The 25,353-nt window shown below is 70.2% G+C and carries 23 protein-coding genes and 2 pseudogenes; 19 read left to right on the forward strand and 6 right to left on the reverse strand.

From position 1 onward, the window contains the following. Positions 1 to 21 precede the first annotated feature (21 nt). A complete protein-coding gene (leuS, locus tag HCT63_RS17485; protein WP_167007867.1) occupies positions 22 to 2,499 on the forward strand; it encodes a leucine--tRNA ligase in 2,478 nt (825 codons plus the stop codon). 152 nt (positions 2,500 to 2,651) lie between these two features. On the opposite strand, the gene HCT63_RS17490 is transcribed toward leuS, so the two are convergent. Beyond that, the gene (locus tag HCT63_RS17490) at positions 2,652 to 3,065 is read right to left on the reverse strand and encodes a hypothetical protein (protein WP_167007869.1); all 414 of its coding nucleotides are present in this window, start codon (positions 3,063 to 3,065) and stop codon (positions 2,652 to 2,654) included. Between the two features lie 93 nt (positions 3,066 to 3,158). Here HCT63_RS17490 and HCT63_RS17495 point away from each other — a divergent pair, with 93 nt between their 5' ends. The 6 genes from HCT63_RS17495 (at position 3,159) to holA (ending at position 9,992) form a co-directional block, all read left to right on the forward strand. Continuing rightward, entirely contained in the window at positions 3,159 to 3,773 is a 615-nt protein-coding gene (locus HCT63_RS17495; protein WP_167007871.1) for a MerR family transcriptional regulator, read from the forward strand. A 10-nt stretch (positions 3,774 to 3,783) separates the two neighbouring features. Continuing rightward, positions 3,784 to 4,728 (forward strand): oxygenase MpaB family protein, encoded by a 945-nt coding sequence (locus tag HCT63_RS17500; RefSeq protein WP_167007873.1) that lies wholly within the window; start codon positions 3,784 to 3,786, stop codon positions 4,726 to 4,728. 9 nt (positions 4,729 to 4,737) lie between these two features. After that, positions 4,738 to 5,595, forward strand: coding sequence for a DegV family protein (locus HCT63_RS17505; RefSeq protein WP_167007876.1), 858 nt, complete (start codon positions 4,738 to 4,740; stop codon positions 5,593 to 5,595). A 99-nt stretch (positions 5,596 to 5,694) separates the two neighbouring features. Next, positions 5,695 to 6,663 carry a ComEA family DNA-binding protein gene (locus HCT63_RS17510; protein WP_243843098.1) on the forward strand — a complete coding sequence of 323 codons (969 nt, stop codon included), beginning with the start codon at positions 5,695 to 5,697 and terminating at the stop codon, positions 6,661 to 6,663. A gap of 11 nt (positions 6,664 to 6,674) precedes the next feature. Beyond that, complete coding sequence (locus tag HCT63_RS17515) at positions 6,675 to 8,966, forward strand: ComEC/Rec2 family competence protein (protein WP_167007879.1); 2,292 nt, start codon at positions 6,675 to 6,677, stop codon at positions 8,964 to 8,966. 45 nt (positions 8,967 to 9,011) lie between these two features. Further along, positions 9,012 to 9,992, forward strand: coding sequence for a DNA polymerase III subunit delta (holA, locus tag HCT63_RS17520; RefSeq protein ID WP_167007882.1), 981 nt, complete (start codon positions 9,012 to 9,014; stop codon positions 9,990 to 9,992). 83 nt (positions 9,993 to 10,075) lie between these two features. Here the strand turns inward: holA and rpsT are convergent, their stop codons facing one another. The 3 genes from rpsT to HCT63_RS17535 form a co-directional block, all read right to left on the reverse strand. Further along, positions 10,076 to 10,336 (reverse strand): 30S ribosomal protein S20, encoded by a 261-nt coding sequence (gene rpsT / locus HCT63_RS17525; RefSeq protein ID WP_167007885.1) that lies wholly within the window; start codon positions 10,334 to 10,336, stop codon positions 10,076 to 10,078. A gap of 122 nt (positions 10,337 to 10,458) precedes the next feature. Beyond that, positions 10,459 to 10,683, reverse strand: coding sequence for a DUF6458 family protein (locus tag HCT63_RS17530; protein WP_167007888.1), 225 nt, complete (start codon positions 10,681 to 10,683; stop codon positions 10,459 to 10,461). An 81-nt stretch (positions 10,684 to 10,764) separates the two neighbouring features. Beyond that, a complete protein-coding gene (locus HCT63_RS17535) occupies positions 10,765 to 11,142 on the reverse strand; it encodes a YccF domain-containing protein (protein ID WP_167007891.1) in 378 nt (125 codons plus the stop codon). A gap of 79 nt (positions 11,143 to 11,221) precedes the next feature. Between HCT63_RS17535 and lepA the strand changes: the two genes are divergently transcribed. The 5 genes from lepA to HCT63_RS17560 all read left to right on the forward strand — a co-directional run bounded on the left by lepA (position 11,222) and on the right by HCT63_RS17560 (position 16,630). Then, complete coding sequence (gene lepA / locus HCT63_RS17540) at positions 11,222 to 13,096, forward strand: translation elongation factor 4 (protein WP_182397154.1); 1,875 nt, start codon at positions 11,222 to 11,224, stop codon at positions 13,094 to 13,096. Positions 13,097 to 13,103: 7 nt separating this feature from the next. Continuing rightward, a complete protein-coding gene (locus HCT63_RS17545) occupies positions 13,104 to 13,520 on the forward strand; it encodes a GNAT family N-acetyltransferase (protein ID WP_167007895.1) in 417 nt (138 codons plus the stop codon). A 182-nt stretch (positions 13,521 to 13,702) separates the two neighbouring features. Beyond that, on the forward strand, positions 13,703 to 13,999 hold the full coding sequence (locus tag HCT63_RS17550; protein WP_208322501.1) for a hypothetical protein: 297 nt from the start codon (positions 13,703 to 13,705) through the stop codon (positions 13,997 to 13,999). A gap of 22 nt (positions 14,000 to 14,021) precedes the next feature. Continuing rightward, entirely contained in the window at positions 14,022 to 14,660 is a 639-nt protein-coding gene (locus HCT63_RS17555) for an MOSC domain-containing protein (RefSeq protein WP_167007898.1), read from the forward strand. Between the two features lie 134 nt (positions 14,661 to 14,794). Beyond that, positions 14,795 to 16,630: a long-chain fatty acid--CoA ligase gene (locus tag HCT63_RS17560; RefSeq protein ID WP_167007901.1), complete on the forward strand. Its 1,836-nt coding sequence runs from the start codon at positions 14,795 to 14,797 to the stop codon at positions 16,628 to 16,630. Between the two features lie 54 nt (positions 16,631 to 16,684). On the opposite strand, the gene hemW is transcribed toward HCT63_RS17560, so the two are convergent. Next, on the reverse strand, positions 16,685 to 17,917 hold the full coding sequence (gene hemW, locus HCT63_RS17565) for a radical SAM family heme chaperone HemW (RefSeq protein WP_167007904.1): 1,233 nt from the start codon (positions 17,915 to 17,917) through the stop codon (positions 16,685 to 16,687). Between the two features lie 92 nt (positions 17,918 to 18,009). On the opposite strand from hemW, the gene HCT63_RS17570 reads away from it, so the two are divergent. Genes HCT63_RS17570 through HCT63_RS17580 form a run of 3 tightly spaced genes read left to right on the forward strand, consistent with a single transcriptional unit; the run spans position 18,010 to position 20,341 of the window. Then, positions 18,010 to 18,402, forward strand: a complete 393-nt coding sequence (locus tag HCT63_RS17570) for a GntR family transcriptional regulator (RefSeq protein WP_167007907.1) — start codon at positions 18,010 to 18,012, stop codon at positions 18,400 to 18,402. Next, on the forward strand, positions 18,399 to 19,298 hold the full coding sequence (locus HCT63_RS17575; protein WP_167007909.1) for an ABC transporter ATP-binding protein: 900 nt from the start codon (positions 18,399 to 18,401) through the stop codon (positions 19,296 to 19,298). Before HCT63_RS17570 ends, HCT63_RS17575 begins: the two co-directional genes overlap by 4 nt. Continuing rightward, entirely contained in the window at positions 19,295 to 20,341 is a 1,047-nt protein-coding gene (locus HCT63_RS17580; protein WP_167007911.1) for an ABC transporter permease subunit, read from the forward strand. The genes HCT63_RS17575 and HCT63_RS17580 overlap by 4 nt, the downstream gene beginning before the upstream one ends. Before the next feature lie 82 nt (positions 20,342 to 20,423). On the opposite strand, the gene HCT63_RS17585 is transcribed toward HCT63_RS17580, so the two are convergent. After that, a complete protein-coding gene (locus tag HCT63_RS17585; RefSeq protein WP_167007913.1) occupies positions 20,424 to 21,290 on the reverse strand; it encodes a DUF3097 domain-containing protein in 867 nt (288 codons plus the stop codon). A 134-nt stretch (positions 21,291 to 21,424) separates the two neighbouring features. Here HCT63_RS17585 and hrcA point away from each other — a divergent pair, with 134 nt between their 5' ends. From hrcA to HCT63_RS20570, 4 genes and pseudogenes are all read left to right on the forward strand, one after another. Continuing rightward, positions 21,425 to 22,444, forward strand: a complete 1,020-nt coding sequence (gene hrcA, locus HCT63_RS17590; protein ID WP_167009248.1) for a heat-inducible transcriptional repressor HrcA — start codon at positions 21,425 to 21,427, stop codon at positions 22,442 to 22,444. A 16-nt stretch (positions 22,445 to 22,460) separates the two neighbouring features. After that, a complete protein-coding gene (gene dnaJ / locus HCT63_RS17595; protein ID WP_167007915.1) occupies positions 22,461 to 23,609 on the forward strand; it encodes a molecular chaperone DnaJ in 1,149 nt (382 codons plus the stop codon). Positions 23,610 to 23,706: 97 nt separating this feature from the next. Continuing rightward, positions 23,707 to 24,387 (forward strand): annotated as a pseudogene (locus HCT63_RS20565) (PhoH family protein); the annotation flags it as partial. A gap of 324 nt (positions 24,388 to 24,711) precedes the next feature. Beyond that, a pseudogene (locus HCT63_RS20570) lies at positions 24,712 to 25,200 on the forward strand (LAGLIDADG family homing endonuclease); the annotation flags it as partial. Between the last annotated feature and the right edge of the window lie 153 nt (positions 25,201 to 25,353).

A 25,353-nucleotide genomic window follows, 5' to 3' on the forward strand; every position in this document is an offset into this window, starting at 1 on the left:
AGACATTCGGAGGAGACCCAGGTGAGCACCCAGCACGCGGAAGCGGCGTCGTACGACGTCCGCGCGACCCAGGACAAGTGGCGCGCGGTGTGGGACGAGCTTCGCCCGTACGACGCGGACGGCAGCGACCCGAACCGCGAGCGGCGCTACGCGCTCACGATGTTCCCGTACCCGTCGGGCGACCTCCACATGGGGCACGGCGAGGTCTTCGCGCTGCATGACGTCCTCGCGCGCTACTGGCGGCTCAAGGGCTACGACGTCCTCAACCCGATCGGCTGGGACTCCTTCGGCCTGCCCGCCGAGAACGCCGCGATCAAGCGCAACGAGAACCCCGCCACGTTCACGTACGACAACATCGAGACGCAGGCCGAGTCGATCCGCCGCTACGGCGTGAGCTTCGACTGGACGCGCCGCCTCCACACCTCCGACCCGGAGTACTACCGCTGGACCCAGTGGCTCTTCCTGCGCCTGTTCGAGCGTGGCCTGGCCTACCGCAAGGCCTCGTACGTCAACTGGTGCCCCAATGACCAGACGGTGCTCGCCAACGAGCAGGTCGTCCAGGGATTCTGCGAGCGCTGCGGCGCGGTGGTCACCAAGCGCGAGCTGACTCAGTGGTACTTCAAGATCACTGACTACGCCCAGCGCCTCCTCGACGACATGGAGCAGCTCGAGGGCACCTGGCCCGAGCGCGTCCTGACGATGCAGCGCAACTGGATCGGCCGTTCCGAAGGGGCGTGGGTCGACTTCGCGGTCCCCGGACGAGACGAGCCCGTACGGGTCTTCACCACGCGGCCGGACACCCTGTACGGCGCGACGTTCATGGTCGTGGCGCCCGACGCCAAGCTGGCCGCCGAGCTCGTGAGCGACGAGCAGCGACCTGCGTTCGAGGCGTACCTCGAGCGCACCAAGCAGGCCACCGAGATCGAGCGCCAGTCGACCGACCGTCCCAAGACCGGCGTGTTCCTCGGCGTCCACGCGATCAACCCGCTGACCGGTGCCCAGATGCCGGTGTGGGCGGCCGACTACGTGCTGGCCGACTACGGCTCCGGCGCGGTCATGGCGGTCCCGGCGCACGACCAGCGCGACCTCGACTTCGCCCGTACGTACGACCTGCCGGTCCGTCGCGTCGTCGACGTGCCGGGGGAGGACAACCCGGAGGAGACCGGCGTCGCGACGACCGGTGACGGCACGTACGTCAACTCGGCCGCGCTCGACGGTCTCACCGACAAGACCGAGGGCATCGCGGCGATCATCGACCGGCTCGCGGCCGACGGTGTCGGTGAGGGCACCATCAACTACCGCCTGCGTGACTGGCTGCTGAGCCGCCAGCGCTACTGGGGCTGCCCGATCCCGATCGTGCACTGCCCGGACTGCGGCGAGGTCGCGGTGCCGGACGACCAGCTGCCGGTCGAGCTGCCGTACCTGACCGGTGCCGACCTGGCGCCCAAGGGCACCTCGCCCCTGGCCGCGGCGACCGACTGGGTCAACACCACCTGCCCCCGCTGCGGTGGCGCCGCGACGCGCGACACCGACACGATGGACACGTTCGTCGACTCCTCCTGGTACTACCTGCGCTACTGCTCCCCGGGCGACGCCAACGCCCCGTTCGACCCCGAGGACGTCAAGCGCTGGATGCCGGTCGACATGTACGTCGGCGGTGTCGAGCACGCGATCCTCCACCTGCTCTACAGCCGGTTCTTCACCAAGGCGCTGCACGACATGGGCCTGGTCGACTTCGTCGAGCCCTTCACCGCCCTGATGAACCAGGGCCAGGTGATCAACGAGGGCAAGGCCATGAGCAAGTCGCTCGGCAACGGTGTCGACCTCGGCCAGCAGATCGAGGAGTTCGGTGTCGACGCCGTGCGCCTGACGCTGGTGTTCGCCGGGCCGCCGGAGGACGACATCGACTGGGCCGACGTGTCACCGGCCGGCTCGTCGAAGTTCCTCCAGCGGGCGTGGCGCGTCGCGCACGAGATCGCGAGCGCGCCTGGCGCGGACCCCGCCAACGGTGACGTGGCGCTGCGCCGGGTCACGCACAAGGTGGTCGCGGAGTGCGAGCATCTCTACGAGTCGAAGCGCTTCAACGTCGTCGTCGCGCGCGTCATGGAGCTGGTCAACGCGACCCGCAAGACCATCGACTCCGGCGCTGGCCCGGCGGACCCGGCGGTCCGCGAGGCGGCCGAGGTGACGGCGATCCTGCTGAGCACGGTCGCGCCGTACGTCGCCGAGGAGATGTGGGCCGAGCTCGGTCACAGCCCGTCGGTCTCGCAGCAGGCGTGGCCGGCGGTCGATCCGGCGCTGCTGGTCGACGACACCGTGACCTGCGTCGTGCAGGTCAAGGGCAAGGTGCGCGGCAAGCTCGAGGTGCCGCCGTCGATCTCCGACGAGGAGCTCGAGGTGCTGGCGCTGGCCGAGCCGAACGTCGTCCGGCACCTGGAGGGCGCGGAGATCCGCAAGGTGATCATCCGCGCGCCCAAGCTGGTCAACATCGTCATCTGAGGTTTCGACAGGCTCAACCCGCGGACGTTGGTTGAGCCTGTCGAAACCCGGCGCCCCGCCCGTTGGTTGAGCCTGTCGAAACCCGCGCCTCGCCCGTTGGTTGAGCCTGTCGAAACCCGCGCCTCGCCCGTTGGTTGAGCCTGTCGAAACCCTCACGCGCTCGCGCCGGTCACGACGAGGCTCACCCCCGTCGTCGCCAGGCCGAGCGCAAGCACGCCTGCGCCCGTCCAAACCAGCGCCATGAGGCGTCCCGGCCGCTGCGGGTCACGCCCGAGCACGGACAGGAAGAACCCGGCGGGCATCACGATCGCGGCGATCAGCACGCCGATCGGGCCCACGAGGCGCCAGGCGCCGTCGACGCCCGCGGCGTTGGTCAGGAGCAGCGTGACCAGCCCGAGGATGACGAGCACCCCGGCGTGTGCGTGACCGGCTCGGAAGAACGACTTCTGCAGCGCGTTGGCCGGCCGCTTGCCGCCGACGACCCGCAGCAGGAACATCCCACCAGTCTCGATGGTGATGACCGTCAGCACGACGATGCCGGCGACGAGCGTGGATGCGGCGTTCATAGGAGCCTCCTCGAGGCATTGGAGAGTAGCACTATCTAATATTAGATAGTGCTACTCTCCAATGCGTCAACCCCGTTCCGTCAGGAGCCGACCATGCGGATCTCCGAGCTCGCCAACGCCGCCGGCGTCCCCGTCGCGACCGTCAAGTACTACCTGCGGGACGGCCTTCTTCCGCCTGGCCGGGCGACGAGCGCCACCCAGGCCTCGTACGACGACACCCACCTTCAGCGCCTGCGCCTCGTACGCTCGCTCGTCGAGGTCGGCGGCATGCCGCTGGCCAAGGTGCGCGCGGTCCTCGCCGTCGTCGACGACCCCGCCCCCGACCCGTACGACGCGGTGAGCGACGCCCTCGCCGCGCTTCCCCCGTACGTCGACCCGTCCCCGCCGTACGAGCGCGCGACCGCCGTGCTCGACGCGATCGGCCTCCCGTACGAGGAGACGGCCGCCGTGGCGCAGCTCGACGCGGCCCTCGCCGGTCTCGAAGCCGCCGGACGCCCCCTCGATGTCGCCGCAGTCGGTCGCTACGCCGAGCAGATCCGCGTGATCGCCGAACGGGAGGTCGCCTCCGTGGAGGCCGAGGGGCCGAGCGACCTCGCCACCGTCGTGCAGGACGTGGTCCTCGGCACGGTCCTCATCGAGCCGGTCCTGCTCGCGCTGCGCCGTCTGACCCACGCCGCGCTCTTTCGAGAGCGTCACCCGGCTCGGTAGGGTCACGCGGGTGTCCACCTCGCGTGACCCTGAGCCGCTCGGCCCCGATTCCCTGACCTGGCGCTACTTCGGCGACTGGCGCGGGCTGCTGTGTGCGCTGTGGGCGGGCTCCATGCAGAACATGCATCCTGGCCTCGGTGCGGGGGTCGAGGAGCACTCCCACTTCTTCGAGGAGCGGTGGGAGCGGCTGTTCCGCTCCCTCTATCCGATCGGCGGGGTCGTGTACGACGGACCGCGCGCCGCCGAGACCGCGCGGGAGGTGCGGCGCTATCACGACACGATCAGCGGCGTCGACTCTGCGGGGCGGCCCTACCACGCGCTCGATCCCGACACCTTCTACTGGGCGCACGCGACGTTCTTCATGAACGCCGTGCTCACGGCCGAGCACTTCGCCGGCGGGCTGTCGGAGGCTGACAAGCGCCGGATGTTCGACGAGCACGTCCAGTGGTATGCGATGTACGGCATGAGCATGCGGCCGGTGCCCGCGACCTGGGAGGACTTCCAGGCGTACTGGGACCGCACGTGCCGCGAGGTCCTCGAGGTCAACCTCGCCACCCGCCAGGTCCTCGACCTCACGGATCTCGCTCGGCCTTCAACCCTCCGGTGGATGCCCCGGGCGGTGTGGCGGGTCGCGCGGCTCCCGATCGGGCGCGGCTTCGCCTGGCTGACCACCGGCCTGTACGACCCCTCCGTGCGGCAGCTTCTCGGGCTGCGCTGGCGGCGCCGTGACCAGGTGCTGTTCGTTCTGGCGACCCGGACGATCTCGACGGCGTTCTGGCTCGTCCCCTTCGACCGCCGCTACCATCCGCGTGCCCGTGCGGGATGGCTGCGCGTGCGCGGCGAGTGGCCTGCCGACGTCCACGGACCGGCGTCCCCGGCGAGGTGGCGCGCGCGACACGCGGGCGCGTTCACCGAGGACGACGCGCAGCCGCGCGAGGGGGCCCCGGCCCGCTAGTCTCGGCCCATGACCCTCGCGATCGTGACGGACTCCACAGCGTCGCTGCCCGGCGAGCTCTCGGAGTCACGCGCGATCAGCGTCGTTCCGCTCGAGGTCGTCGTCGACGCCCGCTCCTATACCGAGGGCGTCGACGTCACCGCCGACGACCTCGCCCGCGCTCTGCGAGCCGGACGCTCGGTCAGCACCTCGCGTCCGGCGCCCGAGCGCTTCTCCCGCCTCTACGCAGACCTGGCCGACCAGGGAGCCGAGGCGATCGTCTCGATCCACCTCAGCTCTCGGGTCTCGGCGACCTACGAGTCGGCACAGCTGGCCGCGCAGGCGGCTCCGGTGCCCGTGCTCTGCGTAGACACGCTCCAGGTCGGGATGGCGACCGGCTATGCGGTCCTGTCCGCGGCGGAGCTCCGTGACGCGGGGGCCTCGGCCGAGGAGGCGGCCAAGGCGGCTCGTGACCGCGCGGAGCGGGCGACGACGCTCTTCTATGTCGCGACCCTCGAATACCTGCGCAAGGGCGGCCGGATCGGCACCGCTTCGGCGCTGCTCGGGTCGGCGTTGTCGGTGAAGCCGTTGCTGTCGGTCCAGGACGGGCGGGTCAGGCCGGTCGAGAAGGTACGCACGTCCGCCCGCGCGATCGCCCGCCTCGAGGAGCTGACGGCGCAGGCGTCGGAGCAGCACACCGACGGTGTCGAGGTGGCGGTTCAGCACCTCGACGCCGCGCACGCGGCCGAGGACCTGGCCGAACGGCTGAGGGAGACCCTCGGGCTCGGCGCGATCGACGTCGTCGAGGTGGGAGCCGTGATCGGTGCCCATGTGGGGCCGGGCCTGCTCGCGGTCACGGTCTCCGGCAAGCTCCCCCCGCTGGGCTGAGCAGAGCCGACGCCGCACAGGCGCTCGTACGAGGTAGTTGTCCACAGGCGGCCGCTCAGCGGCAGCGGCGGGAGTCGCCGTCGCCGTAGCGTTCCGCGGGTGGAGCGACGCGGGGACCGGACGAGCGAGGCGGCACGGCGACGTCTCGAGCAGCTCGCGCGCGAGCTGAGCCGGCTCGACGCCCGGCCCGGCGAGGTGGTCGACGATCCTCTCGAGGGGCCGTTCGACGATCCGCCCCCCATGCTCATCGAGGATCTTGACGACGACCTTGGCGACGACCTCTTCGACGAGGTCGACATCGCCGCCCTCGAGCACCGCGACGGCCGCGTGGCGTCTCCGCCTGCCCGCCATCGCGCAGGGGCCGCTTCACCGCCTGCCTGGTCGGCAGACGCGCGCGACAGGATCCCGCCGCGGCTGAGGTCGGCGCTCGGCCAGGGCACGACGACCACGCACGTGCTGGTGCTCCTGGTCGTCCTGGTGGTGGCAGCCGGCGGCGCGCTCTGGTGGGTTCAACGGGCTCAGCCCGAGACAGTGGGGGCCGAGCCGGTGGCGCTGGCCGCCCCCGGCGGCGCGGGAGAGGCGGTGGCCTCACCCGATCCTGCTGCGCCCACCGGTGCGGTCCCGGCCGAGGTGGTCGTCGACGTCGCCGGCAAGGTTCGGCGGCCCGGCATCGTCACCCTCCCGGCCGGCTCGCGCGTGGTGGACGCGCTCGAGGCGGCGGGGGGAGCCCGCCGCGGCACCGAGTTGACCGCCCTCAATCTGGCACGGGTGCTCGTCGACGGGGAGCAGATCGTCGTCGGGCTGCCTTCGGTCGCCCCACCGCCGGGGAGCGGGACCTCGGGTGGCGCGCCGTCCTCACCGGGGTCGTCGACCGGTGCCGTCGTCAACCTCAACACCGCGACCCTCGAGCAGCTCGACACTCTGCCTCAGGTCGGCCCGGTGACGGCCCAGGCGATCCTCGACTGGCGTACGGAGCACGGCCGGTTCAGCACCGTCGACGAGCTCCTCGAGGTGGACGGCATCGGCGAGGCGACCCTGGCCAAGCTTCGCGACCTGGTCACGCTCTGACCTCGGCCACGGTGGTCACCGCGCCGGCGCGTCTTGGTGAGCGCGGCGGAGATGTCGACCTGCGCATGGTCGCCCCGGCGCTCGCCGCATGGGCGGGAGCCGTCGTCGCGGTCCGCGTCTCCGTGACGGCCGTGCTCGTCGTCTCGGTGTGCGCGGCGCTGGTCGCGGCCGTAGTGGTGCGTTGGTTCCCCTCCGCCCGGAGGCGCGCCGCGTGGGTGGGGCTCCTGCTGGTGCTCTTGATCGCCTCGCTCGCCCTCGGAGCGCTGCGCGCGTCCACCCACCGCTCGGGAGTCGTGCCCGACCTCGCGGCCGAGCGCGCGTCGGTCGCGATCGTCGCCGTGGTCGCGTCCGACCCGAAGGAGGTCCGCGGGACGTTCGGCACCTCGACCGTGCTCCGGTTGACCGTCCTGCGGGTCGAGGCACGTGGCGCCACCTGGCGTCTGCGCAGCCCGGTCACGGCGTGGGTCCGCGGGGACGCGCCAGCCCTGCGGCTCGGCCAGCAGGTCGACGCGGCAGGCCGTCTCGACGCCGCCGACGACTCGGCGACCGCGGCCACGCTGTCGCTGACCAGGGTGTCCGTGCGTCCTGACGGTGACCCGGCCTGGTGGTGGGACGGCGCCCAACGGCTGCGTGACGCGATCACCGCCGCCGTCTCGGGACGGGGCACCGACGTGTCCGCCCTCGTGCCGGCACTGGTCCACGGCGACGACCACGCGCTGTCCGACGGATTACGCGAGGACTTCCGTACGAGCGGACTCACGCATCTCCTCGCGGTCTCGGGGACCAACCTCACGCTGCTGATCGGGTTCCTCCTGGCGCTGGCGCGGCCTCTGGGCGCTGGTCCTCGTGCCCGCGTGGTGCTCGCCGTCGTGGCGACCGTCGGATACGTGCTTCTCGCCAGGCCCGAGCCGTCGGTCGTGCGGGCGGCCGTGATGGGGCTGGTGGGGATCGCCGGGCTCAGCACGGGCGGGCGCAGGCGCGGTGCCCGCTGCCTCGCCTGGGCGGTGGTCGCCGTCGTCCTCCTCGATCCGTGGCTGGCCACGTCGGCAGGGTTCCTCCTGTCTGCGGTCGCGACCGGCGGCATCCTTCTGCTCGCCCCGGTGTGGCGTGACGCACTCGCCCGGTGGATGCCTCTGTGGTTCGCGGAGGCCATCGCAGTCCCGGCGGCCGCGCAGCTCGCCTGCACCGCGCCGGTCGCCGCGCTCTCGGGTGAGGTCTCGCTGGTGGCGGTCGTCGCCAACCTGGTCGTCGCACCCGCCGTCGGACCGGCGACGGTCCTTGGGTTGGCCGGGGGACTGGCCGGCCTTCTGTGGGCGCCGCTCGGCACGCTCGTCGGATTCCTGACCACCGTCCCGGCGGGCTGGATCGTCCTCGTCGGACGGCGCGCGGCCGATCTGCCCGGTGCCTCCGCAGCCGTCGGTGAGGGGCCGATCACGATCGCCCTCCTCGTGATCGTCAGTGGAGTCGTCGCCGTGACCGGGCACCTCCTCCTGAGGCGTCCGCTCCCGACCGTCGTGGCCGCCATGCTCATCGCCGTCGTCACGGTCGCTCCGCTCAGTCCCGGCTGGCCGCCCCGAGGCTGGGTGATGGTCGCCTGCGACGTCGGCCAGGGTGACGCGACGGTCCTGCGTGCGGGCCCGTCGGCGGCGGTCGTCATCGACGCCGGTCCCGATCCAGGTGACGTCGGCCGCTGTCTGGACGACCTCGGCATACGGACGGTCCCGCTGGTCGTCCTCACCCACGCTCACGCCGACCACGTCGACGGCCTGTCCGGCGTCATCCGGGGACGCGACGTCGGCTGGGTCGGCGTCGGGCTGAGCCGACCGTCGCTCAGCGGGGGCGACGTCCGTCGGCTCCGGGGCGGCGAGCGCTGGCGTGTCGGCGACCTCACCCTCACCGTCCTCGCACCTTTAGCTGCCGAGCAGCGCGCCGACGTCACCGAGGACGAGGCGAACGACGCGAGCGTGGTTCTCGTGGCCGAGACCCAGGGGGCGCGCATCCTGCTCACTGGGGACGTCGAGCCACCCGGCCAGGCCGTGCTGCGTCGGACGTATCCCGACCTTCACGTCGACGTCCTGAAGGTCCCTCACCACGGCAGCGCGCACCAGGACGCCGCGTGGCTCGCCGACCTCGGTGCGCGGTGGGCGACCGTCAGCGCAGGTCGCGACAACACGTACGGGCACCCCGCACCGGCGACGCTCACGACACTGAACGCGGCGGACGTGACGGTGCTGAGGACCGATGCCGGGGGAGACGTTGCCGTGGTCGTACGGAACGGTGAGATCAACGGCGTGCGCCGGTGAACCGCCCGTACGCGACGTCAGTGCCGCGTGGCATGCTGACCTGCGATGGCGTCCTTGTTCAGCACCCTCGTCCTGATCACCGGCGGAGTCGAGTTCCTCGCCGACCGCGCGATGCGACGTGCCCTGGCGCAGGTCCACGACGAGGATCCCGAGACGTCCGTCTCGGAGGTCGACGGCTCGTCGCTCGCCCCCGGCGAGCTCGCCGGGCTCACGAGTCCGTCGCTCTTCTCCGCGCACAGCGCCGTGGTCGTCCGCGGCATCGAGTCGCTCGATCCGTCCGTCGCCGACGAGCTGCTCGCGTACGCAGCCGCGCCCGCCCCCGACGTCGCCGTCGTGCTCACCCACGGGGGTGGCCAGAAGGGCAAGGGCGTCCTCGACAAGCTCCGCAAGCTCGGGGCCGTGCAGGAGATCGTGACGGCGGCCCCTAAGCCGTGGGAGGTGACCCGGTGGACCTCGACCGAGGTCCGCCAGCTGGGTGCGTCGATCTCCGAGGACGCCGCCGACTACCTCGTCGCTGCGGTCGGCCACGACCTGCGCTCGCTCGCCGCGGCCGCCGACCAGCTCGTGGACGCCGCGACAGGCGCGGACGGCCGCCGCGACAAGATCTCGCTCGACCTCGTCCGTCAATATTTCGGCGGTCGCGCGGAGGTCAAGGGCTTCGACATCGCCGACGCGGCGATCGACGGCGACGCGGCGCTCGCTCTCGAGCAGCTGCGGTGGGCGATCAACAACAACGTCGCGCCGGTCCTCATCACCTCGGCGTTCGCGACCGGCCTACGCTCGCTGGCTCGCTATGGCGTGGCCTCGAGCAAGGGGCTGCGCGAGGCCGAGCTCGCACGTGAGGTCGGAGCGCCGCCCTTCCGGCTCAAGCGGCTGCGCGCTCAGCTCAAGGGGTGGGACACCGTCGGCATCACGACCGCCATCGCCGCGGTCGCGCGCGCCGACCTCGACGTCAAGGGCGCCGCCGACCCGGAGTACGCGCTGGAGCGGATGGTGCTCGGCGTGGTTGCTGCGCGCGTCCGCTGACGCACGCACGTCCCCGCCTCGCCCCAGGACGCACGAACGGCACCTCCCGTACGAGAGGTGCCGTTCGGCGGAAGGTCAGGCGCTCAGAGAGCGGCGGCCTTCTTGGAGATCGACGATTTGCGGTTCGCCGCCTGGTTCTTGTGGATGACGCCCTTGGACGCAGCCTTGTCCAGCTTGCGGTTCGCTGCCTTCGCGAACTCCTTGGCGTCGTCGGTGTTGCCGGCGTCGACGGCCTCGGTGAAGCGTCGGACGACGGTCTTCAGCTCCGAACGCACGGCCTTGTTGCGCTCACGCGCACGCTCGTTCTGCCGGTTGCGCTTGATCTGCGACTTGATGTTTGCCACGGGGCAAGCCTCGTTGTTCTGTCGAAGTGGATAGTTGCGCGCGCGGACACGGACACGCGACCACCCACTGTATCAGTGGGTCCGGCACGGTCCAAAACTGCTCCTCGATGCTGCTGTGTGCTCTACCGAGCCGGTGGATAGCCGCCGTCGCGACGCTCCTCGACCACGTGCGTGGACCTGGAACGCTGCTGGTTGACGATCAGCGAGACCACCACGGCCACGATGCCTGCGCCGAGCAGGATCCAACCGAGGGTCCCCGTGTCCACCGCGCTGGTGTCGATGTTGATGACGTCGAGGGCGAAGATGAGGCCGAGAATGATGAGAACGATGCCGAGTCCGATGACCACGACAGTCCTTCCTTGTCGACGATGGGGGCTCACACCACGTACCCGTCGACCGTGCGACCCAAACCCTCCACGCCAGGGATGTCAGCGCTGCACGGGCACGATCCGGTAGCCCAGCGGCATCAGCGAGATCGGGATCATCTTGACGTTCGCGAGGCCCAGCGGGATCCCGATGATCGTGAGGCAGAGCGCGATTCCGCTGACCATGTGGCCCAGCGCGAGCCACCACCCGGCGAGCAGGATCCAGATCACGTTGCCGATCATCGACGGCACGCCGGCGGTCGGATGAGGCTCGATCGTGCGTCCGAACGGCCACAGCGCGTACGAGGCGATGCGGAACGACGCGATCCCCCACGGGATGCCGATGATCGTGAGGCAGAGCAGGACGCCGGCGAGCGTGTAGCCGATCGCCAGCCAGATCCCGCTCAGCACGAGCCAGATGATGTTGAGGATCACGTTCACGCATCGAAGCCTAGGTCGTGTCGGTCGATGGCGTACGCGTTCGGGAACCCTGGCCCGACATGGGAGGATGGGAAGCACCATGGCCAAGACCGCTGCTTCCTCGTCGGCACCCGCTCCGGGCGCGACCGACCCCGCGATCCTCCGCAACTTCTGCATCATCGCGCACATCGACCACGGCAAGTCCACGCTGGCCGATCGCATGCTGCAGCACACGGGGGTCGTCGACGCCCGGTCGATGCGTGCCCAGTACCTCGACCGCATGGACATCGAGCGCGAGCGCGGCATCACGATCAAGAGCCAGGCGGTCCGCCTGCCGTTCACGAAGTCGACCGGCGACGACGCGGGCACGACGTACGTCCTCAACCTCATCGACACCCCCGGGCACGTCGACTTCACGTACGAGGTGAGCCGCAGCCTCGCCGCGTGCGAGGGCGCGATCCTGCTCGTGGACGCCGCGCAAGGGATCGAGGCCCAGACGCTGGCCAACCTCTATCTCGCGCTCGACGCCGACCTGCACGTGATCCCGGTGCTCAACAAGATCGACCTGCCGAGCGCCCAGCCGGAGAAGTTCGCCGAGGAGCTGGCGCACCTGGTCGGCTGCGAGCCCCACGAGGTCCTGCGGGTCTCGGCCAAGACCGGCGTGGGCGTCGAGGACGTGCTGAACGCGGTCGTCGACCAGATCCCGGGGCCGGTAGGCAACCCGGACGCGTCGGCGCGGGCGATGATCTTCGACTCCGTCTACGACACGTACCGCGGCGTGGTGACGTACGTCCGCGTCATCGACGGCCACCTCTCGCACCGCGACAAGATCAAGATGATGTCGACCGGCGCCGTGCACGAGATGCTCGAGGTCGGCGTGATCTCGCCCGAGCCGATGAAGGCCGACCGCATCGGCGTGGGGGAGGTCGGCTATCTCATCACGGGTGTGAAGGAGGTCCGCCAGTCCCGCGTCGGCGACACGGTGACGTCGGCGAACAAGCCCGCGACCGAGGCGCTCGGCGGCTACCGCCACCCCAACCCGATGGTGTTCGCCGGCCTCTACCCGATGGACGGCGACGACTATCCGACGTTGCGTGACGCGCTCGACAAGCTGCAGCTCAACGACGCCGCGCTCCAGTACGAGCCGGAGACCTCCGGCGCGCTCGGGTTCGGCTTCCGCATCGGCTTCCTCGGGCTGCTCCACATGGAGATCGTGCGCGAGCGGCTCGAGCGCGAGTTCAACCTCGACCTGATCTCGACGACCCCCAACGTGGTCTACCGCGTCGTCATGGAGGACGGCACCGAGCACCGCGTCACCAACCCCAGCGAATACCCGACGGGCAAGATCTCCGAGGTGTACGAGCCGGTGGTGCGGGCGACGGTGCTGACACCCACCGACTTCATCGGTCCGGTCATGGAGCTGTGCCAGACGCGGCGCGGGACGCTGCTCGGCATGGACTACCTCTCGTCCGACCGCGTGGAGATCCGTTACACGCTGCCGCTCGCTGAGATCGTCTTCGACTTCTTCGACCACCTCAAGAGCCGTACGAAGGGCTACGCGTCGCTCGACTACGAGACAACCGGCGAGCAGGCCGCGGACCTCGTGAAGGTCGACATCCTGCTGCAGGGCGACCCGGTCGATGCGTTCAGCGCGATCGTCCACCGCGACAACGCCTACACCTACGGTGTCGCGCTCGCGCAGAAGCTCAAGGAGCTCATCCCGCGTCAGCAGTTCGAGGTGCCGATCCAGGCCGCCATCGGCGCGCGCGTCATCGCCCGCGAGACCATCCGCGCGATCCGCAAGGACGTGCTCGCCAAGTGCTACGGCGGTGACATCAGCCGCAAGCGCAAGCTGCTCGAGAAGCAGAAGGAAGGCAAGAAGCGGATGAAGATGGTCGGCCGCGTCGAGGTGCCGCAGGAGGCCTTCGTGGCCGCGCTGTCGACCGGCGACTCGGGCGAGAAGGGCAAGAAGTAGGCACCTCATGAGGCCGGCCGCGTGTGAAGACGTCGAGGCGATCCGAGAGATCGAGCGCGCCGCGGACGAGAGGTTCCGCGAGATCGGCCTCGGCTTCGTCGCTGACGGCGAGCCCACGTCGTACGAGGCTGTCTCGGCGTCGGTCGATCGCGGGACGACGTGGGTCGAGGTGGGCGACGACGGTGTGCCGGTCGCGTTCGCGCTCGCCGACGTCGTGGACGGTCGCGCGCACCTCGAGCAGCTCTCAGTGCTCCCGTCACACGCGGGGCGGGGGATCGGCGCGGCGCTCGTCGACACCGTCGAGCGCTGGGCGCGCACGAACGAGCATGACGTCCTGACGCTGACGACGTTCGCTGACGTGCCCTGGAACGCGCCGTACTTCCACCCGCGGCCACGTGTCGTCATGGCGAAGTCGCTGCGCTGACGGCACCTACCGCACGTACGCCCTGGCATGGGACACCGCTGAGCTGCACCCTGGTCCGATCCTGGTCTTGACGTGTTCGCCATACCTGCCGAAGGACACCCGTGAGCGGTTGGTCTCGGCGGCGCTGCGACTGTTCCGCGAAGACGGGTACGAGGCGACCACGATGCGCCGGATCGCGAGCGATGCCGGGGTCTCGCTCGGCAACGCCTACCTACTTCTCCGGCAAGGACGCGCTGGCCCACGAGCTCTACCTGAGCGTGCAGCGCGAGCACCGCGACCGCACGCTCCCGCTGCTGCGCGGCGGGGCTCCGCTGGTGTTCAGCTGGTTGCACGTGGACGACGTTGCGCGCGCCGTGGACCACATCGCCGACCAACCCGAGATCAGCTGCCCGGTCAACGTGGCGTCGCCGAACACGGTGACCAACGCCGAGATCGCGTCGCGGACCCGAAGAGGACTGCTGCCGGTCGCGGTGGGCTGACGCTGTCGGTACGCTCGCCGCCGTGGGAGCGTACGTCGAGTCCGTCTGCACCGGACGCATCAAGCCCGTGCCGTGGGGATCGCTCAAGCGGTCCGCGATCGACAAGCGCCCGGTCTCCGGACCGGTGCGCGTCGGTCCGTACGGACTGGACGGCGACGAGATCGCCGACCTCGAGCACCACGGGGGAGTCGACCAGGCGGTGTACGCCTACGCGGCGGAAGACCTCGAGGACTGGTCGGCACAGCTCGGCCGCCCGCTGCCGAACGGCACCACCTTCGGGGAGAACCTCACCACCCGCGGGATCGACGTCAACGAAGCGGTCGTCGGCGAGCGCTGGGGGATCGGGACGACGGTGCTGGAGGTGTGCGGGACCCGGATCCCGTGCGCGGTGTTCGCCGGCCACGTCGACCAGGAGCGGTGGGCTCGTCGGTTCGTCGAGGCGCGGGTCCCCGGGGCATACCTGCGGGTCGTCGAGCCAGGCGAGCTTGCATCCGGCAACGCGATCGAGGTCGTCGACCGGCCTGCGCACGGCGTGACGGTCCGGGTGGTGTTCCGAGCGCTCGCGACTGAGCGCGACCTTCTGCCGGCGCTTCTTGACGCCCAGGCGCTCGGTACGAAGGCGCGCCGCAAAGCGGAGGAGTACGTCGCGACGCAAGCGTGAGCGGACACCCGCGGGTCGCGGAAAGGTCTCGATTGGGCCGGGACTGTGCCCGGAGTCACAGGGGTCGCGTACGATTCAGCCCATCCCGTGATCCCCATCACTCCTACCACTCCCAGCGATGAGGTGCACTCCTGATGGCCAACGCCCCGACACCCGAGCAGATGAAAGTCGTCGACTCGCGTGCAAAAAACGTCGGCGAGCTGTTCTACGCCCGTGTCCGTGAGACCCCGAACCGTGAGGCTTACCGCCACCCTGTCGGCGAGAACTGGAGGTCGCTGACCTGGGGTGAGACCGGTGAGATCGTGTCGCGCATCGCGGCGGGCCTCATCTCGCTGGGCATCGAGCCGGAGCAGCGCGTGGCGATCGCGTCCGGCACGCGCTATGAGTGGATCCTGAGCGATCTGGCGATCATGGCCGCAGGTGCGGCGACCACCACGGTCTACCCGACCACCGCTGCCGCCGACGTCGCCTACATCCTCGCGGACTCTGGCAGCCGCATCGTGTTCGCCGAGGATGCGACGCAGCTGGCCAAGCTCCAGGAGAAGCGCAGCGAGCTCCCCGACGTCATCAAGGTCGTGCTGTTCGACGGTGACGGTGACGGTGACTGGGTGCTGTCGCTCGGCGAGGTCGAGGAGCTCGGGGCCAAGCTCTTGGCCGAGCAGCCGACCGTCGTCGCTGACCGCGTTGCTGCCATCGACTCCGAGCACCTCGCCACCCTGATCTACACCTCCGGCACGACGGGTCGTCCGAAGGGCGTCCGGCTGACGCACGACTCGTGGACGTACGAGGGCGCAGCTGTTGCCGCGGGTGGATACCTGAACATCGACGACCTCCAGTACCTCTGGCTGCCGATGGCGCACTCCTTCGGCAAGGTCCTGCTCTCGACCCAGCTGCGCGTGGGCTTCGCGACCGCGATCGACGGACGCATCCCCAAGATCGTCGACAACCTGGCCGTCGTGAAGCCGACGTTCATGGGCGCGGCGCCGCGCATCTTCGAGAAGGCCTACGGCCGCATCGTCGGCATGATGGAGGAGGAGGGCGGCGTCAAGCTCAAGCTCTTCACCTGGGCCACCAAGGTCGCCGCGCAGGTCAAGCAGCTCGAGCGCGAGGGCAAGCCTGTCCCGGCGGGCCTCAACCTCCAGCACAAGATCGGCGACAAGCTCGTCCTCTCCAAGGTGCGCGAGCGCTTCGGCGGACGCATCCGCTTCTTCATCTCCGGTGCCTCGGCGCTGTCCCAGGAGGTCGCGGAGTGGTTCGAGGCTGCCGGCATCCTCATCCTCGAGGGCTACGGGCTGACCGAGAGCGCCGCGGGTTCGTTCGTCAACCACCCAGACCATTACAAGCTCGGCACGGTCGGACTGCCGATGCCCGGCACCGAGGTCAAGATCGCCGACGACGGCGAGATCCTCATCAAGGGTCCGGGTGTCATGCAGGGCTACCACAACCTCGAGAGCGAGTCGGCGTCCGCGATCATCGACGGCGGCTGGTTGGCGACCGGTGACATCGGTGAGATCGACGCCGACGGGTTCCTGAAGATCACCGATCGCAAGAAGGACCTCTTCAAGACGTCGGGCGGCAAGTACGTCGCACCGTCGTACGTCGAGGGCATCTTTAAGGGCGTCTGCCCGCTGGCGAGCCAGATGGTCGTCTACGGCAACAACCGCAACTTCGTCTCGGCGCTGATCACGATCGATCCCGACGCCGCGACGCTGTTCGCCGACAACCACGGGCTCGCGGGCAAGTCTTACGCGGAGGTCGTCTCGTCGCCGCAGATGCAGACGGCGATCGAGGGCTACGTCGACCAGCTGAACTCCAAGCTCAACCGCTGGGAGACGGTGAAGAAGTGGGTCGTGCTCGACCACGACCTGACCGTCGAGGAGGGCGAGCTGACGCCGAGCCTCAAGCTCAAGCGCAAGTACGTCGAGGACAAGTTCAAGGACACCCTCGACGGCTTCTACGCCGACGCCTGATCCGAGCGCGTCCGGAGGGGTCGTACCGCAAGGCGGTGCGGCCCTTCCGTCGTTCTACGGCAGGAGGCGGCGTACGACGACGTCGGCGAGGAGGCGACCCTGCAGCGTCAGGACGAGCCGGCCGGCGTCCGCGAGCGGTGCGGCCTGGACGAGTTCCTCGGAGACCAGCGCCGGTACGGCCGCCCGCCCGGCGTCGTCCAACCTCTCGATCGGCATGCCGTCGCGCAGGCGTGACTCCAGCAGAACCTGCTCCACCCGTCGCGTCTCGGCATCGAGGATCTCGCGTCCGTGCCCGGGAGAGACGCCGTCAGCGAGCCGCTTCGCGTACGCCGCGGGGTGCTTGACGTTCCACCAGCGGGTGCCGGCGACGTGGCTGTGCGCCCCGGGACCGAAGCCCCACCAGTCTGCGCCCGTCCAGTAGAGCTCGTTGTGGCAGCATCGGGCCGCCTCGTCGCGCGCCCAGTTGGACAGCTCGTACCAGCCGAGCCCGGCGCAGCCGAGCCGCTGGTCGGCCGCCGCGTACATGTCGGCCATCAGGTCGTCGTCCGGCGCGGCGATCTCCCCGCGTGCCACTCGCCGAGCGAGCGCCGTGCCCTCCTCGACGATCAGCGCGTACGCACTCACGTGGTCCGGATCGAGCGCGAGCGCCGTGTCGAGCGAGCGCTCCCAGTCCGCGAGCGACTCGCCTGGCGTGCCGTAGATGAGGTCGACGCTGACCTGTGCGAACCCGGCCTCGCGGGCCCACCGGACGACGTCGGGCATCCGTGCCGGGTCGTGGGTGCGGTCGAGGGTGGCGAGGACGTGCGGGACCGCGGACTGCATCCCGTACGAGATCCGGGTGAAGCCGCGCGAGCGCAGCGTCGCGAGCGACTCCGGCGTCACGCTGTCTGGATTGGCCTCGGTCGTGGCCTCGTAGCCGTCGGCGAGCCCGAACGTCTTGTCGAGGCCCTCGAGGATGCGGCCCAGGTCGTCGGACGAGAGCAGTGTGGGCGTCCCGCCGCCGACGAACACCGTCTCCACCCGGGGGAGCGGGCGGTCGGCGCGCTCCAGGACCCGCGCCGCGAGGTCGATCTCGGCCAGCACGGTGTCGGCGTACGAGTCGTGTGAGGCGCCAGGCCCGAGCTCGGACGACGTGTACGTGTTGAAGTCGCAGTAGCCGCAGCGGGTCACGCAGAACGGGACGTGCACGTACGCCGCGAACGGCGCCGCTCCGAGCGCCTGCAGCGAGGAGGAGGGGAGGGCGCCGTCGGTGGGGACAGCTTCACCCTCAGGCAACGTCGACGGCATGCGTCCAGTGTCTCAGGGCGCCGCCAACGACCCTTGCGGCCGGAGCTGCTGCGGCCTATAGTGCTATTCAAGTAGCACATTAGGAGTATCCGATGATCGAGTTCCACCTGGACTCCCGCTCGGGGGTCTCGGCCTACCTTCAGCTCGTGCAGCAGGTGCGCCGCGCCCTGCGGCTCGGCCTGCTCGCCGAGGGCGACCAGCTCCCGACCGTGAAGGACGTCGCCCACCAGCTGGCGATCAACCCCAACACCGTCCTGAAGGCCTACCGTGACCTCGAGCGCGACGGCCTCGTCGCGCCGCGGCCCGGTGTCGGCACCTTCGTCACCCGGACCCTCACCGACAACACGCTCGCGGCACACGGACCCCTCCGTACGGACCTGCAGCGCTGGCTCGCCAAGGCCCGCCGTGCCGGCCTCGACGACGAGAGCATCGAGGCGCTGTTCACGACCACCTTTCGCGCCGCCTCCGAGGAGGACATCGCATGACCACCGCACTGAGGACGCATGAGCTCGGCAAGAGATACGGCCGAAATCGGCAATGGGCCCTGAAGGACTGCACCCTCGAGCTCCCGACCGGTCGCGTGGTCGGTCTGGTCGGCCCGAACGGTGCCGGCAAGAGCACGCTCCTCGGTCTGGCGGCCGGGATGCTGGTGCCCACCGCAGGGCGGGTCGAGGTCCTGGGGGAGGACCCGTCGTCGGGTGCCGACCATCTCGCGCGCGTCGGCTACGTGAGTCAGGACACTCCGACCTACCGGGGGATGAGTATCGCCGATCACCTTCGCCTCGGCGCGAAGCTCAACCCGCGATGGGACCACGGGCTGGTCCACGAGCGGATCGCCCGGCTCGGTCTCGACGCCCGGCGCCGTACCGGCACGCTGTCGGGCGGCCAGCGTGCCCAGATCGCGCTCACGTTGGCGATCGGCAAGCGACCGGAGCTGCTGATCTTGGACGAGCCGGTCGCCGCTCTCGACCCGCTGGCCCGTCGCGAGTTCATGCAGGACCTCATGGAGGCGGTCGCCGAGCACGACCTCACGGTCGTGCTCTCGTCGCACCTCGTCTCCGACCTCGAACGTGCCTGCGACTTCCTGGTGGTGCTCGTGGACTCGGAGGTCCGGGTCGCCGGCGACCTCGACGACCTGCTCGCCTCGCACCGCCGCATGACCGGGGCTCGGCGCCCATCCGACGCGGCGCCTGCCGGACATCACGTGGTGACGGCGAGCCACACCGAGCGGCAGAGCACGTTCGTGGTCCGCACAGACGGGCCGCTGATCGACCCGTCATGGGACGCGACCCCGTTGGGGCTCGAAGATCTCGTTCTCGCCTATCTGCGCAATGACGCCTCGTACAAGCGCCCGCGCCCGACCGTGGAGGTAGTCCGATGATCTGGCTGACCTGGCGCCAGATGCGCCCCCAGGCCGTGCCGACGGCGCTCGGCGTCGCCCTGCTGCTCGCCGCGCTCGCGGCCACCGGCCCGAGTCTGGGCGACGCGGCCGAGAGCAGCTCGTTCCTGGACGGAGTGACCTCCGACGGACTCAAGGTCACGCTCTACTACGCAGGCATCGCGGCGGCGTACGCGCTGCCAGCCGTGGTCGGCGCCTTCTGGGGTGCGCCGATGGTCGCGCGCGAGCTCGAGACGCGGACCCACCGGCTCGCGTGGAGCCAGTCGGTCACCCGTACGCGCTGGCTGGCCACGAAGCTCGGCCTCACCGCGCTAGTCACCGCTGCCGTCGCCGGTGTGCTCGCGTGGGGTGTGACCTGGTGGGCCGGTCCCATCGACCGCGCGGTCACCGCCGGAGATCGGACGGACGTGTTCGCCGTCGCCCGGATCGAGCCGGCGCTGTTCGGGGCGCGGGGGAGCGTACCGATCGGCTACGCGCTGCTGGCGCTCGCGATCGGTGTGCTCGCCGGCCTCGTGATCCGGCGGACCGTCCCGGCGATGGCGGTGACCCTCGTGCTGATCGTCGCCGCCCAGGTGCTGGTCCCCGCGGTGCTGCGTGCCCACCTGGCCGAACCTGAGACCACTGCGACCTCCATCACCGACGAGAACCTCGTCGGGCTGTTGGTCGGTGGGGCCGAGGGGCCTGGTGACGAGATCACCAGCGTGGAGGAGATCCAGGTCAGCACCGAAGGGACGGGTGAGTGGGAGCTCTCCAACGTCACGGTCGACGCCGACGGAACGACGCTGGCGACCCTGCCGAAGTGGGTCGTCGACTGCGGCGGGCCGCCGCCGGGTGAGAGCGCCAAGGCGGGCGCTCGGGAGGCGTGCTTCGAACGGCTCACGGCCGACGGCTACCAACAGCAGGTCACGTCGTACCCGTCCAGCGCCTTCTGGACGCTGCAGTGGCGCGAGACGGCGCTGCTCCTCGTGCTGGCGCTCGGCCTCGGTGGGTTGTGCTTCTGGCGGGTCCGAGGGGACGTGCCGTAGAGGTTTCGACAGGCTCAAGGTTTCGACAGGCTCAAGGTTTCGACAGGCTCAAGGTTTCGACAGGCTCAAGGTTTCGACAGGCTCAACCAGCGGTGGGTTGCGTGACGAAGTCGATGAGCTCCTCGACCCGACCGAGCAGCGCAGGCTCGAGGTCGGCGTAAGAGGAGACCGTACCGAGGATCCGCTTCCAGGCGTGCGCGATGTCGGCCTGGTTGCGGTGCGGCCAGCCCAGCGCCTGGCAGATGCCGTGCTTCCACGACATCGTCCGCGGGATCATCGGCCACTTCGCCAGCCCGAGGCGGTCCGGCTTCACGGACTGCCAGATGTCGACGTAGGGGTGGCCGACGACCAGCACGTGCTCCTTGTACGGGCCGCGCAGCACCGAGGCGGCGATCCGTGACTCCTTCGACCCGGGGACGAGGTGGTCCACGAGCACGCCGAGGCGGCGCCCGTGCCCCGGCTTGAACTGCGCGACCACCGACGGGAGGTCGTCGACGCCTTCGAGGTACTCGACGGCGACACCCTCGATCCGCAGGTCGTCCCCCCACACCTTCTCGACGAGCTCGGCGTCGTGTCGCCCCTCGACATAGATCCGGCTTGCCCGGGCGATCCGGGCCTTCGCGTCGTGGACGGCGACGGACCCCGAGGCGGTGTGGGTGGGGCGGGCGGGGGCGGCGGCACGGACGGGCGCCTTGAGGATCACGGGCTTGCCCTCCAGCAGGAAGCCCGGGCCGAGAGGGAACGTACGGCGCTTGCCGCGGCGGTCCTCGAGCTCGACCGTGCCGAGGTCGCGGTCGGTACGGGTGACCGCGCCGCAGAAGTCGGTCTGGACCTCCTCGAGCACCATCCCGACCTCCGCCTCCCGCTCGGTGGAGCGTCCGCGCTTGGGGACGCGCCAGTCGCCGGAGAGGACGTCGGAGCCGTAGCGGTCGTGAGTCACGAGGAGCACGGTAGTCGAGGCGGCGGGTCCACCAGGGCGGCACACGCCGCCGGGGCGCCACGCGCGGCTGGCCTTGCTGGCTAGACTGGCACTCACGGCACACGAGTGCCAGACGTGCGAGAAGGGACGAGGCGGTGGAGGTCGTGCTCGACGAACGCAAGCTCGCGGTCCTGCGCGCCATCGTCGAGGACTACGTGGCGACGCGGGAGCCTGTGGGCTCCAAGACGCTGGTCGACCGGCATCAGCTCGGGGTCTCGCCGGCGACCGTCCGCAACGACATGGCGGTGCTCGAGGAGCAGGGCTTCATCGCCCAGCCCCACACCAGCGCAGGTCGCATCCCGACCGACAAGGGCTATCGGCTCTTCGTGGACCGGCTCGCCTCCGTACGACGCCTGAGCATCCCTGAGCGGCGGGCGATCGAGTCCTTCCTCGACGGGGCCGTCGACGTGGACGACGTGGTGCAGCGCAGCGTGAGGCTCCTGTCGCAGCTCACCCACCAGGTCGCTCTCGTGCAGTACCCGACGCTCACCCGCTCCACGGTGCGTCATGTCGAGCTCGTCCCGATGGACCGCGGCCGCATCCTCCTCGTGCTGATCACGAGCTCGGGCCGCGTCGACCAGCGCATCATCGAGCTGCCCGAGGAGCCCGGCGAGCATCTGCTCGGCGAGCTGCGCGGCAAGCTCATCGCGGCCGCCGTCGGCCAGCGGCTGCCCGACGCGTCAGCGACCGTCGCCGACCTCATCACGGCCTTCCGACCCGAGGAGCGGCCGATCGTGACCGCTGTCGTCGCGACGATGACGCGCGCCTTCTCCGACGAGCGCTCCGACGAGCGGGTCGCGGTCGGCGGTGCCGCCAACCTCGCGCGCTTCGGGGCCGACTTCGACACCTCGATCAAGCCGGTGCTCGAGGCGCTCGAGGAGCACGTGGTGCTGCTCAAGCTCCTCGGCGAGGCCACCTCTCCGAGCATGCTCACCGTACGGATCGGCGCCGAGGTGCCGTACGAGGAGCTGTCGGCGACCTCGGTCGTCGCGACGGCGTACGGCAGCACCGACGAGCCGCTGGCCACCCTCGGCGTCGTCGGACCCACCCGCATGGACTATCCGGGCACGATGGCGGCCGTGCGTGCCGTCGCCCGGTACGTCGGCCAGACCCTCAGCGATTGAGAACAGACAAGGACGCATGAGCCAGGACTACTACGGGACCCTCGGTGTGAATCGCGATGCGACACCCGAGGAGATCAAGAAGGCATACCGCAAGCTCGCACGCAGCCTGCACCCCGACGTCAACCCCGACCCGGAGGCACAGGAGCGGTTCAAGACGGTCACCGTCGCGTACGAGGTGCTGTCCGACCCCGAGAAGCGTGCCTTCTACGACCGCGGCGGCGACCCGCTCGGCAGCGCGGGTGGCGGCGGCGGCTTCGGCGCGGGGTTCTCGTTCAGCGACATCATGGACGCGTTCTTCGGCCAGCAGACCCAGCGCGGTCCGCGCGGCCGGACGCGTCGCGGCAACGACGCGCTGATCCGCATCGCGGTGCCGTTGGCCGACGCCGCCTTCGGCACCACCCGCGAGCTCAAGGTCGACACGGCCGTCGTGTGCGGCACGTGCCACGGCAACGGTTCGGCCGACGGCGCGGATCCGGTCACCTGCCAGACCTGTCAGGGCCACGGAGAGGTGCAGCACGTGCAGCGCTCCTTCCTCGGCGACATCCGTACGGCGCGCCCGTGCCCGACCTGCGGGGGCTTCGGCTCGGTCATCGTCAACCCGTGCGAGGAGTGCTCCGGCGACGGCCGGGTGCGCGCGCGCCGCACGCTCACCATCAAGGTGCCCCCGGGCGTCGACTCCGGGACGCGCATCCAGCTCACCGGCGAGGGCGAGGTCGGCCCGGGCGGTGGGCCCGCCGCCGACCTGTACGTCGAGATCGAGGTCGAGCCGCACCAGGTGTTCACCCGCTCCGACGACGACCTCTACTGCGACGTACGGGTGCCGATGACCGCGGCGGCGCTCGGCACGCAGATCGACCTGCCGACGCTCGAGGCTGACGCCGACGTCGAGGGCGCGGAGCCCACGATCGGCTTCGACATCGCGGCGGGCACCCAGTCCGGCGAAACGGTGACGATCCGGGGCCGCGGGGTTCCGCACCTACGCGGTGTCGGGCGTGGCGACCTCAAGGTCCGCATGGTCGTCGAGACGCCCACCAAGCTCGATGAGGCACAGCGAGACCTCCTCACGAAGCTAGCCGTCGAGCGTGGCGAGGAGCGGGTCGAGGCGGAGTTCGCTGCACCCCATCGCGGCAGTGTCTTCGGCCGGATCCGGGACGCGTTCCGCTGAGGCCAGGAGGATTCGTGGTCGCACGGGGGCCGGTGGCCCGCATACCATGGTCGAGTCCCGACCGAGCGAAGGAGAACTGCCCCCGACGGGGGTGCCGATGAGTACGCCTGAACCCTTGCAGCACACCGTCACGATCCCGGCGAGCATCCCGATGGTGGCGCTGCTCGGCCCCGCCGACGAGTTCCTCCGCCTGATCGAGTCCAGCTTCGACGCCGACGTCCACGTCCGTGGCAACCAGGTCTCCATCCGCGCAACGGCGGCCGAGTCCGCGCTGGTCGAGCGGTTGCTCGATGAGCTGGTGACGATGATCCGGACCGGTCAGGGCCTGACGACCGAGACGATCGAGCGCAGCATCGCGATCCTGCGGACCGAGACTGAGGAGCGTCCCGCCGACGTCCTCAGCCTCAACATCCTGTCCAATCGCGGCCGGACGATCCGTCCCAAGACGCTCAACCAGAAGCGGTATGTCGACGCGATCGACAAGCAGACGATCGTCTTCGGCATCGGGCCCGCCGGCACCGGCAAGACGTACCTCGCGATGGCCAAGGCCGTGCAGGCGCTCCAGTCCAAGGACGTCACGCGGATCATCCTCACGCGCCCTGCGGTGGAGGCCGGCGAGAACCTCGGCTTCTTGCCGGGCACGCTCAGCGAGAAGATCGATCCCTACCTGCGCCCGCTGTACGACGCGCTGCACGACATGCTCGACCCCGAGACAATCCCCAAGCTGCTCGCGGCCGGGACGATCGAGGTCGCGCCGCTGGCCTACATGCGTGGAAGGGCTCAGCCGGTTGACCGCGCTGTGCTGACGCCGACGGGCTGGCAGCGAATCGGCAAGCTGCAGGTCGGCGATCTCGTTATCGGACGGGACGGTCGACCGACGCCCGTTCTCGGTGTCTACCCGCAGGGTGAGCGTGACGTCTATCGCGTCACCGCCCAGGACGGGGCGTCGACGCTGGCGTGCGGCGAGCATCTGTGGACCGTCCGCACGGCGTCGGACCGTCGGCGAGGGCGCAGCCGCACGCTCCAGACACGCGAGATGATCGGCAAGGAGCGGGCGCTGCACGCTCGCCGATACGAGATTCCGATGGTCGACCCGGTCGAGATGGAGCCGAAGGACATCCCGATCGACCCGTACGCACTGGGGCTGCTGCTCGGCGACGGCTGCCTCACGACCAAGACGACCCCGACGTTCACGACCGCCGATCCAGAGCTGGCCGACGCGCTCGAGGGACTGCTTCCCGCGATCCAGGTCGCCCGCCGTGGCTCCGACTACGACTACGTGCTCCGACACACCGAAGGTGGACGCGGCGGCCTTCGCATCGCGAACCCCGTCACCGTGGCCGTCAGGGATCTCGCGCTCGTGCACAAGACCTCACCCGCCACGTTCGTGCCTGTCGCGTACCTCTACAACTCGCGTGAGGTCCGGCTCGGTGTCCTGCAGGGCCTGCTCGACAGCGACGGCGGGACGGTCACACAGGACGGCCGGACCTGCCGGATCCAGTACACGACGACGTCGCCACGGCTTCGCGACGACGTGACCTTCCTCGTACGTTCGCTCGGCGGAGTCGTATACGTGCATACGCGTCAGGCGAACGGTCGCAAGCCCGGGCTCGCGAGGGGACGTGAGGTTGCCTATCGGCACGACGCCTACACGCTCGACATCCGGCTTCCGGAGGGTGTCACGCCGTTCCGCCTCGCGCGCAAGGCAGACGCGTACGCGGCAACCGGTGGTGGTCGGCCGATG

It is taken from the genome of Mumia sp. ZJ430, assembly GCF_011751845.1.
Taxonomy (GTDB): Bacteria; Actinomycetota; Actinomycetes; order Propionibacteriales; family Nocardioidaceae; genus Mumia.